At 70.4% G+C, this 15,375-nt stretch carries 16 protein-coding genes, 1 tRNA gene and 1 pseudogene; 7 read left to right on the forward strand and 11 right to left on the reverse strand.

Annotated elements, in window-relative coordinates; all coding sequences use genetic code 11:
• A pseudogene (locus BFF77_RS37015) lies at positions 1–125 on the forward strand (ABC transporter permease); the annotation flags it as partial.
• Positions 126–201: 76 nt separating this feature from the next.
• Here BFF77_RS37015 and BFF77_RS21185 read toward each other — a convergent pair.
• Complete coding sequence (locus BFF77_RS21185; RefSeq protein WP_066952329.1) at positions 202–1,002, reverse strand: ABC transporter permease; 801 nt, start codon at positions 1,000–1,002, stop codon at positions 202–204.
• 363 nt (positions 1,003–1,365) lie between these two features.
• Between BFF77_RS21185 and BFF77_RS21190 the strand changes: the two genes are divergently transcribed.
• Positions 1,366–3,942, forward strand: coding sequence for a transglycosylase domain-containing protein (locus BFF77_RS21190; protein ID WP_079125356.1), 2,577 nt, complete (start codon positions 1,366–1,368; stop codon positions 3,940–3,942).
• Here BFF77_RS21190 and BFF77_RS21195 read toward each other — a convergent pair.
• Together BFF77_RS21195 and BFF77_RS21200 are read right to left on the reverse strand one after the other, a co-directional pair.
• The gene (locus BFF77_RS21195) at positions 3,933–4,235 is read right to left on the reverse strand and encodes a GroES family chaperonin (RefSeq protein ID WP_046506547.1); all 303 of its coding nucleotides are present in this window, start codon (positions 4,233–4,235) and stop codon (positions 3,933–3,935) included. The two genes, BFF77_RS21190 and BFF77_RS21195, sit on opposite strands and share 10 nt — an antisense overlap.
• 186 nt (positions 4,236–4,421) lie before the next feature.
• Entirely contained in the window at positions 4,422–4,742 is a 321-nt protein-coding gene (locus tag BFF77_RS21200; RefSeq protein WP_066952306.1) for a DUF3618 domain-containing protein, read from the reverse strand.
• A gap of 147 nt (positions 4,743–4,889) precedes the next feature.
• Here BFF77_RS21200 and bcp point away from each other — a divergent pair, with 147 nt between their 5' ends.
• From bcp to BFF77_RS21215, 3 genes are all read left to right on the forward strand, one after another.
• Positions 4,890–5,357 (forward strand): thioredoxin-dependent thiol peroxidase, encoded by a 468-nt coding sequence (bcp, locus tag BFF77_RS21205; RefSeq protein WP_066952308.1) that lies wholly within the window; start codon positions 4,890–4,892, stop codon positions 5,355–5,357.
• A 255-nt stretch (positions 5,358–5,612) separates the two neighbouring features.
• Entirely contained in the window at positions 5,613–7,076 is a 1,464-nt protein-coding gene (locus tag BFF77_RS21210) for an MFS transporter (RefSeq protein ID WP_066952310.1), read from the forward strand.
• A 156-nt stretch (positions 7,077–7,232) separates the two neighbouring features.
• Positions 7,233–7,308, forward strand: a tRNA-Leu gene (locus BFF77_RS21215).
• 55 nt (positions 7,309–7,363) lie between these two features.
• Here the strand turns inward: BFF77_RS21215 and rdgB are convergent.
• The 4 genes from rdgB to BFF77_RS21235 all read right to left on the reverse strand — a co-directional run bounded on the left by rdgB (position 7,364) and on the right by BFF77_RS21235 (position 9,679).
• On the reverse strand, positions 7,364–7,966 hold the full coding sequence (gene rdgB, locus BFF77_RS21220; RefSeq protein WP_066952311.1) for an RdgB/HAM1 family non-canonical purine NTP pyrophosphatase: 603 nt from the start codon (positions 7,964–7,966) through the stop codon (positions 7,364–7,366).
• A 33-nt stretch (positions 7,967–7,999) separates the two neighbouring features.
• On the reverse strand, positions 8,000–8,392 hold the full coding sequence (locus tag BFF77_RS21225) for a hypothetical protein (protein ID WP_066952313.1): 393 nt from the start codon (positions 8,390–8,392) through the stop codon (positions 8,000–8,002).
• Positions 8,393–8,553: 161 nt separating this feature from the next.
• Complete coding sequence (gene rph, locus BFF77_RS21230; protein ID WP_066952315.1) at positions 8,554–9,285, reverse strand: ribonuclease PH; 732 nt, start codon at positions 9,283–9,285, stop codon at positions 8,554–8,556.
• Positions 9,286–9,445: 160 nt separating this feature from the next.
• A complete protein-coding gene (locus BFF77_RS21235; protein ID WP_066952317.1) occupies positions 9,446–9,679 on the reverse strand; it encodes a PTS sugar transporter subunit IIB in 234 nt (77 codons plus the stop codon).
• A 215-nt stretch (positions 9,680–9,894) separates the two neighbouring features.
• Here BFF77_RS21235 and BFF77_RS21240 point away from each other — a divergent pair, with 215 nt between their 5' ends.
• Both BFF77_RS21240 and BFF77_RS21245 read left to right on the forward strand, forming a co-directional pair.
• A complete protein-coding gene (locus BFF77_RS21240) occupies positions 9,895–11,169 on the forward strand; it encodes a PTS transporter subunit EIIC (RefSeq protein WP_066952319.1) in 1,275 nt (424 codons plus the stop codon).
• 196 nt (positions 11,170–11,365) lie between these two features.
• Positions 11,366–12,652, forward strand: coding sequence for a PTS transporter subunit EIIC (locus tag BFF77_RS21245; protein ID WP_066952321.1), 1,287 nt, complete (start codon positions 11,366–11,368; stop codon positions 12,650–12,652).
• A gap of 148 nt (positions 12,653–12,800) precedes the next feature.
• Here the strand turns inward: BFF77_RS21245 and BFF77_RS21250 are convergent, their stop codons facing one another.
• The 4 genes from BFF77_RS21250 to BFF77_RS37955 form a co-directional block, all read right to left on the reverse strand.
• Positions 12,801–13,553: an MBL fold metallo-hydrolase gene (locus BFF77_RS21250; RefSeq protein ID WP_066952323.1), complete on the reverse strand. Its 753-nt coding sequence runs from the start codon at positions 13,551–13,553 to the stop codon at positions 12,801–12,803.
• Between the two features lie 379 nt (positions 13,554–13,932).
• Positions 13,933–14,883, reverse strand: a complete 951-nt coding sequence (locus BFF77_RS21255) for a PLP-dependent cysteine synthase family protein (RefSeq protein ID WP_066952325.1) — start codon at positions 14,881–14,883, stop codon at positions 13,933–13,935.
• The gene (locus BFF77_RS21260) at positions 14,883–15,185 is read right to left on the reverse strand and encodes a MoaD/ThiS family protein (protein ID WP_066952327.1); all 303 of its coding nucleotides are present in this window, start codon (positions 15,183–15,185) and stop codon (positions 14,883–14,885) included. Before BFF77_RS21260 ends, BFF77_RS21255 begins: the two co-directional genes overlap by 1 nt.
• A 107-nt stretch (positions 15,186–15,292) precedes the next feature.
• The coding region (locus BFF77_RS37955; RefSeq protein ID WP_342671250.1) for a putative leader peptide at positions 15,293–15,375 on the reverse strand (83 nt) is incomplete at its 5' end.

Here is a 15,375-nt window from a genome sequence, read left to right on the forward strand (position 1 = left end):
CGCACACCGGATGGGATCTCGCCGGGGCGTACGCGTTCCAGGCGGGCGGGGCGCGGGCGCTGCTGGCGGTGGGACGGCTGCTCCAGTCCGTCGCGACACGGAGGGTGGTGGTCCAGGGTGGCTGAGGAAGCGGTGGCCGGGGAGGGAGCCGCGGCCGGGAAGGGGACGGGGGCCGCGGCTCCCTCCCCGGCCACCGCTTCCTCAGCCACCCTGGACCACCACCCTCCGTGTCGCGACGGACTGGAGCAGCCGTCCCACCGCCAGCAGCGCCAGCGCCCAGCCCGCCTGGAACGCGTACGCCCCGGCGAGATCCCATCCGGTGTGCGTACCGAGGAAAACATCCGCCGGGACCTGGAGCAGCGAGGACCAGGGCAGCGCCCGCGCCAGTTCGCCCAGAAGACCGGGGAAGAGATTGAGCGGCAGCAGCAGCCCCGAGAAGAACATCCCGGCCAGCATCGCCATCTGGGCCACTCCCGCGCCGTCCATCAGCCAGAACGCCGAGAGCGCGACAAGAAAACGGATCGCGAAGCTGACCACGACACCGAGCAGCACGGCGACGAGGAACGCCAGCCAGGTCAGCGGATCGGCGGGGAGCGCCAGTTCGAAGGCGAACGAGCCCAGCACCATCGGTACGATCCCGCGCCCCAGCAGATGGAACGCGGCACGGCCCAGATCCCCGGCCAGCCACCAGAGCTGGAGGTCCGCGGGCCGGTAGAGATCGACGGCGATGTCACCCGTACGGATTCGCTCGATCAGCTCGTCCTCGAAACCGCCGCCCATCATGGCGCAGGCCATCAGCAGCGCCTGGCCGAGCCACACATAGGTGACGGCCTGGGAGAGGTCGTAACCACCGAGGCGCGGACGCTCGTCCCACAGGGCCGTATAGGTGTACGCCACGATGAAGCCGAAGACCGTATTGGTGAACACTCCCGCCAGGGTCGCCACACGGTAGGTGGCATAGCGTCGGAACCCACCCGCGGCCACCACGACATACAGCCGCACCACACCCCACCTCCCTCGCCTCATCCGTGTCACGCGTGTCCGGTGTGACATCCGCGCCGTCCGCGCCGTCGAGCCGCCGTCAGCGGCACGCGAAGGGCCGCACCCGCACCCGGCACCAAAGCGCACGACCCTAGTCCACCGGGATCAGCCGCCGCGACCCTTTATCGGACCGCCGCGACCCGTCGCCGGGACTGCGCCACTCGCCCGTTCCGGACGGTGGCGCTCATCCGTTCTGGCCCTGTTTCAGGGGGCTTCCTGGGGCCGCACCGCGTTTCTCGGGGCCGCACCGCGAATCGCCTGATACGACACCGGTATGCCGGAGAGGGCGAATCCCCCGGCCGCGGCCGAGGAGTCTCCACACTTATGAGCGATGTGTCAGACGTGTCACAGCAGCAGGGCTGGGCCCCACGAGACCACTCGGCCCCCGCCCCCGAGATCTCCCGCTTCCCACCGGCGGACAAGAGCCAACAGCGAAAGCGTTCCCGCCGTACCGGTCTGCGCCGGCTCGTCCCCACCCGGCGGGCGCTGCTCGGCACCCTCCTGTTCGGGACGCTCCTCGTGGGAGGCGGCCTGATCGCCGGCTACCACCTCGTCGGCATCCCGGCCGCCAACACCGCGGCCACCCTCCAGTCGAACCTGTATCTCTACGCGGACGGCACCCAGATCGCCCGCGACGGCGAGATCAACCGCGAGAACATCCGGCTCGCCCAGGTGCCCAGGGCCGTCCAGCGAGCCGTCCTCGCCGCCGAGGACCGCGGCTTCTACAGCGAACCCGCAGTCAACCCCGTGGGCATGGTCCGCGCCATCTGGAACACCGTCACCGGCAAGGGCACCCAGGGCGGCTCCACCATCACCCAGCAGTACGTCAAGAACTACTACCTCGGCCAGGAACAGACCGTCGTCCGCAAGGGCAAGGAACTCTTCATCGCGATCAAGCTCAATCGCGAGGAGAGCAAGAAGAACATCCTCCAGGGCTATCTCAACACCAGCTATTTCGGCCGCAACGCGTACGGTATCCAGGCCGCCGCCCAGGCCTACTACGGCAAGGACATCGAGGACGTCAACCTCGCCGAGGGCGCCTATCTGGCCTCACTGCTCAACGCGCCCAGCGACTTCGACGTCGTCGTCCACCCGGAGAACCGGCCGGCCGCCGAAGCCCGCTGGAACTACGTCCTCGACGGCATGGTCAAGGAGCACTGGCTCAAACCGTCAGTGCGGGCCACGCTGGCCTTCCCCGTACCCGGCGAGATCAGACACTCCAGCAGCGGGCTCTCCGGACAGCGCGGCTATGTCGTCCAGGCCGTCGAGGAGTATCTCGTCAGCAACAAGATCATCGACGAGCGCACCCTGGCCGCCGGCGGCCATCGCATCACCACCACGCTGGAGCGGGAGAAGCAGGACGCCTTCGGCGAGGCCGTCGAGGAGATCGTCCTCAGCCGTCTCGACTCCGGCCGCGCGGCCGACCGCAATGTCCGTGTCGGAGGGGCCTCGGTCGATCCCACGACCGGCAAGGTCGTCGCCATGTACGGCGGGATCGACTACACCAAGCAGTACGTCAACAACGCGACGCGCCGCGACTACCAGGTCGGCTCCACCTTCAAACCGTTCGTCCTCGCCGCCGCCGTCGAGAACGACTCCCGGACGCGGTACGGCGAGCCCATCACGCCCAACACCGTCTACGACGGCAACAACGAGCGCATGGTCGAGGGCGTGGACGGGCCCACCGGCTACGCGCCGGCCAACGAGGACGAGATCAACTACGGTCCGCTCTCCCTCCGCGAGGCCACCGACAAGTCCGTCAACGCCGTCTACGCACAGCTCGCCCAGGACATCGGCCCGGCCACCGTCAGAAACACCGCCATCGCCCTGGGCCTGCCCAGCAACACGCCCGATCTGACGGCCTCCCCGTCCATCGCGCTCGGCCCGGCCAGCGCCAGCGTGCTCGACATGGCGAAGGCGTACGCGACGCTCGCCAACCACGGCAGGCACGGCACCTACACGCTGGTCCAGAAGGTCAGCAGGAACGGTACGAAGGTCGAACTGCCACACCGGGAACCGCGGCAGGTCATCAGCCGCGAGGCCGCCGACACCACCACGGCGGTGCTGCGCGGCGTCGTCGAGGGCGGCACGGGCACCGCGGCCCTCTCGGCCGGCCGTCCCGCGGCGGGCAAGACGGGCACGGCGGAGGACGACAAGGCCGCCTGGTTCGCCGGCTACACCCCGAACCTTGCCACGGTCGTCGCGATGATGGGCGCCGACCCGAAGACCGCGGCGCACAGACCGCTGTACGGCGCACTGGGCCAGCCCCGTATCAACGGAGGCGGACCGCCGGCCGAGATCTGGGGCCGGTACACGGCCGCCGCCCTCAGGGACACCAGGACCGAGGACTTCGACCTGGAGCTGGACAACGGGGCCGAGGAGATGCTGTCACCGGAGGACGGATCGGATCCGTTCGGCGAATTCGGCGGCGGAGCGCCGGGCGACACCGCAGGCCGGGCGGACGGGGACGAGAACGGCGACGGGGACGGATCCGGTGACACGGACGGGTCCGGCGACGGGGAGTACGGGCAGGAGCAGGAGCCGCGCGGACGGTCGGAGGACTGGTCCGTCGCCCGGCCCGGAGTCCCGGCCCACGGCCCGACGGGCGGACACGGCGGCGCCGCCCGCGTCCCGGGGCAGCACCAGGGGGCGGGAGCCCAGGGGCACCCTGACCGCGCGGACCGTACGGGGCAGACCTCGGGCCAGGGACAGGTCCAGGGATCAGCGCGCGGACAGTCGTCGCAGTGGAACGGGGATACGGGCGGCTCCGGCGGCTCCGTACCGGGAGGCATCGGTTCCGCTTCCCGGTACGGAACCGCCGGCCTCGGCAGGGCCGGCGCCTTCCCCGGACGGCCGCGCGCCGACCAGAGCGGCTACGGCGGCCACGGCGGCTACAGATAGAGCCCGGTGGAGTCCTCGGAGCCCTCGAACCGGTCGGCGGCGACGGCGTGCAGATCGCGCTCCCGCATCAGTACGTACGCCACCCCGCGCACCTCGACCTCGGCCCGGTCCTCGGGGTCGTAGAGCACCCGGTCCCCGGGCTCCACCGTCCGTACGTTCTGCCCCACGGCCACCACCTCGGCCCAGGCCAGCCGCCTGCCGACCGCCGCTGTCGCGGGAATGACGATGCCGCCGGACGAGCGCCGCTCACCCTCCGGGATGTCCGTCCTGACCAGGACACGGTCGTGGAGCATACGGATGGGCAGTTTGTCGTGCTGGCTGTGGGGTTTCTCGCTCACGCGTCAGAACCTACCTGCTTACGCCCGTGCCGTACGCCACAGGGGTAAGCCGTACGCCACAGGCGCCGTCGGCATCGGTGTCGGCATCGGCGCCGGTGTCGTGCCGGTGCAGCCGACCGCCGCGCGCCGGCCACCGCGCCGTCAGCGCTTGCGCCGCCGCATCGACACCGCGAGCAGCCCGACGACGCCGACCGCGAGCAGCGCCACCGGAACCAGCCGCTCCAGCCGCGGCCCGCCGTCCAGTCCGATGAACGGCGCCCGTGCCCCCGACACCACCCTGTTCACCGCGACGAACGCGCGTCCGGCCGTGTGATCCACGCTGGAGACCACGCGGGCCTTCGCGTCGCCGACGATCGTCTTCGGATGCACCCGCACCCCGATCTCGTCCAGCGTCTCGGCGAGCTGCCCGCGCCTGCGGACGATGTCCGCCTCGATCTGCGCCGGGGTCCTGGAATCCGACACCGCGCTGCCTCCGTCGTCGTGTCCGGTAGTCCTTCTCAGTACTTCAGCAGTACTTCCTCGACAGTCTGTCAGCTTCGCCGTCGCCGCACCCGACGGCACCCCCGATTACGCTCGGCCACGTACACCCGACCTCCACCGAGGAGAACCATGAGCGAGCGACTCAACCCCGGCGACACCGCCCCCGCCTTCACCCTGCCCGACGCGGACGGCAAGGACGTCTCGCTCGCGGACCACAAGGGCCGGAAGGTCATCGTCTACTTCTACCCCGCCGCCCTCACCCCGGGCTGCACCAAGCAGGCCTGCGACTTCACGGACAACCTCGGGCTGCTGGCCGACGCCGGGTACGACGTGATCGGGGTGTCGCCCGACAGGCCGGAGAAGCTGGCGAAGTTCCGTGAGAAGGAGAACCTCAAGGTCACGCTGGTCGGGGATCCGGCCAAGGGCGTTCTGGAGAGCTACGGGGCCTTCGGCGAGAAGAAGTCGTACGGCAGGACCGTGACCGGCGTGATCCGCTCCACGATCGTCGTCGACGAGGAGGGCAAGGTGGAGCACGCGTTCTACAACGTGCGGGCCACCGGGCACGTGGCGAAGATCATCAAGGATCTCGGCATCTGACGGACGCCGGGGCGACGCCGGCACCGGGGACGCGTGAGCGGTGGCCGTGGCCCGTATCGCCCATGGCCGGTTCACCCGTGACCCGGACGGCCCGTGACCGGTTCGCCCCCGGTCTGTACGGCCCGTGACCCGGACGGCCCGTGACCGTGACCGGGGTCCCACGTGCGTGGGACTTCGGTTTGCCCTCGCCCTGACCGTGCGGAAGGTTCCCTCGGACACGTCTCCACACGTTCGCCCGAGGAAGGGACCCGCGCCATGGCCGGCCAGGAGCACGACGAGGAGGCCGGCCCCGGCGCGGTGCCGCACCGGTCCGGCGGCGCCCTCGACGTCACCGTCACCGACGGACGCGCGGTCGGACGGGCGGTCAAGGCCGCCGCCCTGGGCAACGCGATGGAGTGGTTCGACTTCGGCCTCTACAGCTATCTGGCCGTGACGCTCGGGCATGTCTTCTTCCCGTCGGGGAACCCCACGGTCCAGTTGCTCTCCTCCTTCGCGACCTTCGCCGTCGCCTTTCTCGTACGGCCGGTCGGCGGCATGGTCTTCGGCCCCCTGGGTGACAGGATCGGCCGCAAGAAGGTGCTCGCGCTGACGATGATCATGATGGCGACCGGCACCTTCGCCATCGGCCTGATCCCCTCGTACGCGGCGATCGGTTTCTGGGCGCCGGCCCTGCTGATCCTCTTCCGGCTGGTCCAGGGCTTCTCCACCGGCGGTGAGTACGGCGGCGCGTCCACGTTCATCGCGGAGTACGCGCCCGACAAGCGCCGGGGCCACTACGGCAGCTTCCTGGAGTTCGGCACGCTCTGCGGATACATCGGCGCGGCGGGACTGGTCACCGCGCTGCACGCCTGGGCCGGCGCGGACGCCATGGAGGCATGGGGATGGCGGCTGCCGTTCCTGGTCGCGGGCCCGCTGGGGCTGGTCGGCCTGTATCTGCGGCTACGGCTGGACGAGACGCCCGCGTTCCGGAAGCTGGAGTCGCAGAGCGCGCGGGCGGCCGGCGCGACGGACCCGGGTGCGGCAGGCGCGGCGAGGGCGGAGACGGCGAGGGGCGACCTGGCCAGGATCTTCCGGCGGTACTGGCGGACGCTGATCCTGTGCGTCGCGCTGGTCGGCGCGTACAACGTCACGGACTACATGCTGCTGTCGTACATGCCGACGTATCTCTCCGACGAACTGGGCTACAGCGACACGCGCGGACTGCTCGTCCTGCTGGGCGTGATGGCGTTCCTGCTGCTGATCATCAACCGGGTCGGCGCCCTCAGCGACCGCTTCGGCCGCAAGCCGCTGCTGATGACCGGCATGCTCGGCTTCCTCCTCCTCTCCCTGCCGGCCTTCCTGCTGATCGGCGGGGGCAGTGTCCCGGCGATCACGGCGGGCGTACTGATGCTGGGCCTGTCGCTGGTGTGCCTCCTCGGCACGATGTCGGCGGCGCTCCCGGCGATGTTCCCGACGGAGGTCCGCTACGGCGCGCTCTCCGTGGGCTACAACCTCTCCGTATCCCTCTTCGGCGGCACGACCCCGTTGGTGATCACGGCCCTGATCAGCGCCACCGGCAGCAATCTGACCCCGGCGTACTACGCGATGGCGGCGGCGCTGGTGGGGGTCGTTGCGGTAGCCCTGACCAAGGAAACGGCCCAACTCCCCTTGCCGGGCTCACCACCGTCGGTGGCCACGGAGGCCGAGGCGGCACAACTCCGATCCGATTTCCGGACGTGACTTTCCGTCAACTTCGGCTGCGCCGTGCGCCGGTGCAGCGGCAGGCCGACGACCGGAAGCCGGTGGCGTCTCCGTGCCACCCCTGCCCCTCGTGCCGCGGCCGGACGCGTACCTCCGCGAGGCTTCGCCGGGGAAGCGCAGTAAGCTGACTGCTGCGGGCCCGTACCCCAGCTGGCAAAGAGGGCGCCGGTTTAGGTCCGGTGTGTCGTGGGTTCGAGTCCCACCGGGCCCACACCGAAGAGGCGCGGCATCCAGGACGGGTGCCGCGCCTTTCGGCGGGAAAGGCGTCAGCTCAGCAGTTCCCGGAGTGCCGGGACCAGGGCGCGGAAGGCTTGGCCGCGGTGGCTGATGGCGTTCTTCTCCGGCGCGGTCAGTTCCGCGCAGGTGCGGGTGTCGCCGTCGGGCTGGAGGATCGGGTCGTAGCCGAAGCCGCCGGTGCCCGTGGGGGAGGTGCGGAGGGTGCCCAGGAGGCGGCCCTCGGCGACTCTCTCCGTGCCGTCCGGGAGGGCCAGGGCCGCCGCGCAGGCGAAGTGGGCCGTGCGGTGCGGGGCCGGGATGTCGGAGAGCTGGGCCAGGAGCAGGTTCAGGTTCGCCGTGTCGTCGCCGTGGGTGCCCGACCAGCGGGCGGAGAAGATGCCGGGCGCACCGCCGAGGACATCGACGCAGAGGCCGGAGTCGTCGGCGACGGCGGGGAGGCCGGTGGCGGTGGCCAGCGCGTGGGCCTTGAGGAGCGCGTTCTCGGCGAAGGTGACGCCGGTCTCCTTGACGTCGGGGATGTCGGGGTACGCGTCCGCGCCGACGAGGTCATGAGGCAGACCCGCGTCGGCGAGGATGGCCCGGAGTTCGGTGAGTTTCCCGCTGTTGCGGGTGGCGAGGATGAGGCGGGTCATGTCCTCAGTATCCGGTCCCGGCCGGTGTGCCTGTCAGGGGGTGCAGATGTTGCCGATCTCGGCCGCCGCGTCGGAGACGGGCGTGAGGTCGGGGGTGTCATCGCCGTTCTCGATGGCCGTGCGGACGCTTTCGATTCCCTTGCCGAGGTCGTCGACCGCCTTGCCGAGGTCGGCGTTGTCCGTCTTGTCCTTGAGGCTGTCGAGCTCGGCGTCGATGTCATCGAGGGCCTCGTCCGCCTTGAGCGGGTTGTCCCCGATGCCGGAGACGGCCTGTTCCAGGTTGCTGACGCTGGTGGCGATGGCGTCGGCGGCTGCCACGCAGTCCATCGCCTTGTCGAGGGCTCCGCAGCCGGCGGTGAGCGGCAGGGCCAGGGCTGCGGCGGCCAGGATCAGGGTGATGCGGTGTCGGCGTATGGGCGCGGACATGGCGCGGGTTCCTCCCCAGGGTGCGGACGGGCGCACGGTTCGTCCGTGCGCCCGTGCGGTGGGAGACGCGGTGCGGGTCTTCCCGGTTGCCTTTCCCCTCGGGGGAGTCGGCCTTCCGGGCCCGCTCCGCCGCGCCTGCCCGCCGCCCTCACGGGTGCTGGTTACAGGGCCTGTTCCAGGGCCGCGCGCTGGAGTACCGCCAGGTCGGTGCAGCCCGTGGTGGCGAGGTCGAGGAGGGCGTTGAGTTCCTTGCGGTCGAAGGGCTCGGCCTCGGCGGTGCCCTGGACCTCCACGAACCGGCCGTCGCCGGTGCAGACGACGTTCATGTCGGTCTCGGCGCGCACGTCCTCCTCGTAGCAGAGGTCGAGGAGTGGCGCGCCGTCGACGATGCCCACGCTGACGGCGGCCACGGTGCCGGTGAGGGGGCGCCGGCCGGCCTTGATGATCTTCTTGCCCTGGGCCCAGGCGACGGCGTCGGCGAGTGCGACGTACGCGCCGGTGATCGCCGCGGTGCGGGTGCCGCCGTCGGCCTGGAGGACGTCGCAGTCGAGGACGACGGTGTTCTCGCCGAGCGCCTTGTAGTCGATCACGGCGCGCAGGGAGCGTCCGATGAGACGGCTGATCTCGTGGGTACGGCCGCCGATCTTGCCGCGTACGGATTCGCGGTCGCCGCGGGTGTTGGTGGAGCGGGGCAGCATCGAGTACTCGGCGGTGACCCAGCCTTCGCCGCTGCCCTTGCGCCAGCGCGGGACGCCTTCGGTGACCGAGGCGGTGCAGAAGACCCGCGTGTCACCGAAGGAGATGAGGACGGAGCCCTCGGCGTGCTTGCTCCATCCGCGTTCGATGGTGACGGGACGGAGCTGTTCGGGGGTGCGGCCGTCGATTCGTGACATGCGGCGAGCCTATCGGCACGCGCTTTCTCCCGGGGTCCCGGTGCACCGCCGCGGGCCGCTCCCGGGGTCCCTGGGCGGCGACGGCGGGCCCGGCCTTCGGAGGACGGCGGCTCCGTCCCCCGGGGGCAGGAAGCGCTTCACCTCCCGCGGATCGTGTTCGTCACATCATGTCTTCGATGTCGGCCGCGATGGGGTCCGCGTCCGTGCCGATGACCACCTGGACCGCGGTGCCCATCTTGACGACTCCATGGGCGCCCGCGGCCTTGAGCGCGCTCTCGTCGACGAGGTCCGGGTTGACGACCTCGGTGCGGAGGCGGGTGATGCAGCCTTCGACCTCTTCGATGTTGTCGAGCCCGCCGAGCCCGGCGACGATCTTCTCAGCCTTGGTGGCCATGGTGTTCTCCCTGACTGTCGCTCACTGTCGCTGTCGTACCGTTTCGTCACGGTAACGCACAGTTGGACCATCTTCGCGGGCGCGCCCTCACGTCGTACCCAATGATGACGATCACCGGCATCCCGCCCGCGACCGGCCGACTCCGCGAGCCTACCGCAACTGGTCTACACCACTCGGGCTCCACCAACGCCACCGCCACCAGACGGAAGGACCCGATGAGCGGCGACAGCACGGCGGCGCCCAGGCCGCCACGGACGAGGAAGTGGTGGAACGGGCTGTTCCAGGGGCTTCAGAAGATCGGCCGGAGTCTTCAGCTCCCGGTGGCCACACTGCCGGCCGCGGGACTGCTCGTCAGCCTCGGCAATCTGTTCTCCGCCTATCTGCACGGCCCGTTCTGGGACAGGACGGCGAAGGTGCTCAGCCTGGGCGGCGGCGCGATCCTGGACGGCGCGTTCGGCCTGCCGCTGCTCTTCTGCATCGGCGTCGCGATCGGCTTCGCCAAGAAGGCGGACGGTTCGACCGCGCTCGCCGCCGTCGTCGGCTTTCTCGTCTACCACGGTGTCCTGGCGGCCTTCCCGGTCGGCGGTTCGGTGACCGAGGACCGGCCCGACGGCGTCCCGCAGAATCCGGGTGTGCTCGGCGGCATCCTGATCGGGCTGCTCACGGCCGTCGTCTGGCAGCGCTTCCACCGTACGAGACTGGTCGACTGGCTCGGCTTCTTCAACGGCCGCCGTCTGGTGCCGATCCTGATGGCCTTCCTCTGCACACTCCTCGGCGTGGCCTTCGGGCTGCTGTGGGAGCCGGTCGGGGACGGGCTGACCGCGTTCGCCAAGCGGCTCATCGATCTGGGCGCGTGGGGAGCGGGCATCTTCGGGCTCGCCAACCGGCTGCTCATTCCGATCGGTCTGCATCAGTTCCTGAACACGTTCTTCTGGTTCCAGGCCGGTAAGTACGCCAAGCCGGACGGCACCGTCGTCATGGGCGATCTGACCCGGTTCTTCGCGGGGGACCCGACGGCGGGCCAGTTCATGTCGGGGTTCTTCCCGGTCATGATGTTCGGGCTGCCGGCCGCCGCGCTCGCCATCGCGCACAGCGCGCGGCCCGAGCACCGCAGGCGCGTCGGCGGGCTGATGTTCTCCGTGGCGCTGACCTCGTTCGTCACGGGAGTGACCGAGCCGCTGGAGTTCTCGTTCATGTTCGCGGCGCCGCTGCTGTACGGAGCGCACGCGCTGCTGACGGGCGCGTCGATGGCGATCACCTGGGGGCTCGGGGTGCACGCGGGCTTCAGCTTCTCGGCCGGTCTGATCGACTACGTCGTGAACTGGCATCTGGACACCAGGCCCTGGCTGATCATTCCGATCGGGTTCTGCTTCGCGGTGGTGTACTACGTGGTCTTCCGTGCCGCGATCACGCTGTTCGACATCCCGACGCCCGGACGGGAGCCCGAGGAGCTGGAGCGGGAGACCGAAGGGCAGAACACCGGGCCGTAGCCGGCCGGGCCCGCGCGGAGGCGTTTCGCCGCGCCGCATCCACGCCCTCTCGCGTTCCGGAGACCGCTATGGCCCAGGCCACAGTTTTCGCAGGTTCCTTGCGCAACCCGCACCGTGTTACAAAAGGTCTACACCACCCAGTGGTGTAGACCACGTGGCCGCGCGCCGCGTCCCGGGCAGTGGTTGGAGGAGCTTGATGAGTACGGCCGACGTCGCCGCCGCGGCGCGGAAGGATCCCTCGGCGCGCAGGAGCGGCCGGGCGATGGCGGTGATGCAGCGCATCGGCCGCAGCCTGATGCTGCCCGTGGCCGTACTGCCGGCCGGCGCCCTGCTGGTGCGCCTCGGCAACGCCGACATGCTCGGCCGTGAGTCGTTCCCGGCGTTCATCACCAAAATCGCCGGTTTCATGGCGGCGGGCGGCAACGCGATCCTGGACAATATGCCGCTGCTCTTCGCCGTCGGCATCGCGATCGGCTTCGCCAGGAAGTCGGACGGCTCGACGGCGCTGGCCGCCGTCGCCGGCTATCTGGTCTTCAAGAACGTCCTGGGCACCTTCACCGACTCCCACCTGCCCCAGCAGGCGAAGGTCGTGGACGGCAGGATCGTCATGATGGACGCGCCCGTCGACGCGAAGGTCCTCGGCGGTGTCGTCATGGGTGTCGTCGTCGCCCTGCTGTACCAGAGGTTCCACCGGACGAAGCTGCCGGACTGGGCGGGCTTCTTCGGCGGCCGTCGGCTGGTCCCGATCCTCTCCGCCTTCGCCGGTCTGGTCATCGGTGTCGTCTTCGGCTATGTCTGGCCGGTCCTCGGTACGGGTCTGCACAACCTCGGCGAGTGGCTGGTGGGCTCGGGCGCGGTCGGCGCGGGCATCTTCGGGATCGCCAACCGCGCGCTGATCCCGGTCGGTATGCACCATCTGCTGAACTCGTTCCCGTGGTTCCAGGCCGGTACGTACGAGGGCAAGAGCGGCGACATCAACCGCTTCCTCGCGGGCGACCCGACGGCCGGGCAGTTCATGACCGGCTTCTTCCCGATCATGATGTTCGCCCTGCCCGCGGCCTGTCTCGCGATCACCCACTGCGCCCGGCCCGAGCGCCGCAAGGCCGTGGGCGGCATGATGCTCTCGCTGGCGCTCACCGCGTTCGTCACCGGTGTGACGGAGCCGATCGAGTTCACCTTCATGTTCATCGCGCCCGCGCTGTACGCGATCCACGCGGTGCTGACCGGTGTCTCCATGGCCCTGACATGGGCGCTCGGGATGAGGGACGGGTTCGGCTTCTCGGCGGGCGCGGTCGACTTCTTCCTCAACCTCGGTATCGCGACGAATCCCTGGGGGCTGGCGCTGGTCGGGCTGGGTTTCGCGGCCGTCTACTACGCGGTGTTCCGCTTCGCCATCGTCAGGTTCGACATTCCGACGCCGGGCCGTGAGTCCGACGAGGAACTCGCCGAGCTCCGTAAGGCCGAGGCCAAGGAGACCTCTTGACCGTCCGGCGGACCGCGTACGCCCCGTGCCGTTCGGGCCGCTCGTAGCGCTGAACCCCGTGGACCCCGCCGTTGTCAGGAACGGCGGGGCCCGTTCCTGTCCGGCGGCTCGGAGCGGTCGGGCGCATCGGGCGAGAACTGGCGGCCGGTCAGATGTCGTACACCGCGCCGGGAACGGCCAGTTCCGCACGCCCCGCGTACACCTCGCGGGCATCGGCCAGATTCTGTTCGCCGTCCGTCCACGGCGGAATGTGGGTGAGGACGAGCCGGCCCACCCGGGCGCGGGCGGCGTGGGCGCCTGCCTCGCGGCCGTTGAGATGGAGGCCCGGGATGTCCTCCTTGCCGTAGGTGAAGGCCGCCTCGCACAGGAAGAGGTCCGTGTCCTCGGCCAGCTCGACCAGCGGCTCGCAGACACCGGTGTCACCGGAGTAGGTCAGGGACCGGCCGCCGTGCTCGATGCGGATGGCGAAGGTCTCTATGGGATGGGCGACCTTCTCCGTACGGACCGAGAAGGGGCCGATGTCGAAGGAGCCCGGCTTGAGCGTGTGGAAGTCGAAGACCTCACTCATGGACTTGTCCGTCGGGGTGTCCGCGTAGGCCGTGGTGAGGCGCTGCTCGGTGCCCTCGGGCCCGTACACCGGGATGGCGTCGCAGCGTCCGCCGTCGAACCGGTAGTAGCGGGCGACGAAGTAGCCGCACATGTCGATGCAGTGGTCCGCGTGGAGATGGCTGAGGAAGATGGCGTCGAGGTCGTAGAGACCAACATGGCGCTGCAGCTCGCCAAGGGCGCCATTACCCATGTCGAGGAGCAGCCGGAAGCCGTCGGCCTCTAGGAGGTAGCTGGAGCAGGCCGATCCCGCGGAGGGGAACGAGCCCGAACAGCCGACGACGGTGAGCTTCATGGAGCGTGAACCTCCGTGGCGTGGAAGGGGGGCGACGGGGGTTGTGCGGTTTGTCGAGCGTAAAGCGCGAAACGGCTGGTCGCTCCTCCACAGCGGTCCGTTGTGGGAGAACTCACCTGTGCTGTCACCGGTTCGGATGGACGGTGACGGCGGGATGACGGCGGCGTGACGGCGGCGTCGGAGGGCCCCGTGCGCGCGTGCGCGGGCCCTTCCCGAGACGCGTCCGGCCCCCGGCCCGAATCGGGCGGGGGCCGGGGGCGGGGCTCCGGAGATCGAGGGGGCACCGGCCGGCGGTGACCGGCCGCGGTCCGGCGCCGAGGTCGGCGCCGGGGCCGGGGCCGCGTCCGCTCGGGCGCCGCGCCGGAGGCCGGGCGCGGCGTCAGGCCCAGAGCTGGCCGTGGAGGGTCTCGATGGCCTCTTCCGTGGTGGCCGCCGTGTAGACGCCGGTCGAGAGGTACTTCCAGCCGCCGTCGGCGACGACGAAGACGATGTCGGCGCTCTCGCCCGCCGTGACGGCCTTGCGCCCGACGCCGATCGCCGCGTGCAGTGCGGCGCCGGTCGAGACGCCCGCGAAGATGCCCTCCTGCTGGAGCAGTTCACGGGTACGGGTGACCGCGTCGGCCGAGCCGACGGAGAAACGGGTGGTCAGGACGGACGCGTCGTACAGCTCGGGCACGAAGCCCTCGTCGAGGTTGCGCAGCCCGTAGACGAGGTCGTCGTAGCGCGGCTCGGCGGCGACGATCTTGATGTCGGGCTTCTGCTCGCGCAGGAAGCGGCCGACGCCCATCAGCGTGCCCGTCGTACCGAGCCCGGCCACGAAGTGGGTGACGGACGGCAGGTCCGCGAGGATCTCGGGGCCCGTGGTGGCGTAGTGCGCGCCCGCGTTGTCGGGATTGCCGTACTGGTAGAGCATCACCCACGAGGGATTCTCGGCCGCCAGCTCCTTGGCGACCCGTACCGCCGTGTTGGAGCCGCCCGCCGCCGGGGACGGGACGATCTCCGCGCCCCACATCGCCAGCAGATCGCGGCGCTCCTGGGAGGTGTTCTCCGGCATGACGCAGACGATGCGGTAGCCCTTGAGCTTGGCCGCCATGGCGAGCGAGATACCGGTGTTGCCGCTGGTGGGCTCCAGGATGGTGCAGCCCGGAGTGAGCCGTCCGTCCTTCTCGGCCTGCTCGACCATGTGGAGGGCGGGGCGGTCCTTCACGGAGCCGGTCGGGTTGCGGTCCTCCAGCTTGGCCCAGATCCGCACGTCGTCCGACGGGGACAGCCTCGGGAGCCGTACCAGAGGGGTGTTGCCGACCGCCGCCAGCGGGGAGTCGTAGCGCATCAGACCGGGATCGTCTCGAACGCGCCGCCGGCCACCGCGGGCAGGATGGTGACGCTGTCGCCGTCGGCGAGCTTGGTGGCGACGCCGTCGAGGAAACGGACGTCCTCGTCGTTGAGGTAGACGTTCACGAACCGGCGGAGCTGGTTGCCCGCGGCCGGGTCGATGAGCCGCTCCCGGATGCCGGCGTGCCGGGTCTCGAGGTCGGCGAACAGCTCGGAGAGCGTGTCGCCGCTGCCCTCGACGGCCTTCGCGCCGTCGGTGTAAGTGCGGAGGATGGTCGGGATGCGGACCTCGATGGCCATGGCATGGGCTCCTGTCGTGAGTGGCGTGACGGGCGCGCGGCTCGGGCCCCCGCGCGAGGGGGTGGTGCGGAGTACGGCGGGTACGGCCGGCACCCGGGGGCTGTCGCTCAGCCGGTGGCGCTGCCGGGACAGATGGCACTGGCGAGGCGGCACAGGTCGACGTGCAGCCGCGCCACGAGCAGCGGGGTGC

Source organism: Streptomyces lushanensis, from assembly GCF_001700515.1.
GTDB classification, from domain to species: Bacteria; Actinomycetota; Actinomycetes; order Streptomycetales; family Streptomycetaceae; genus Streptomyces; species Streptomyces lushanensis.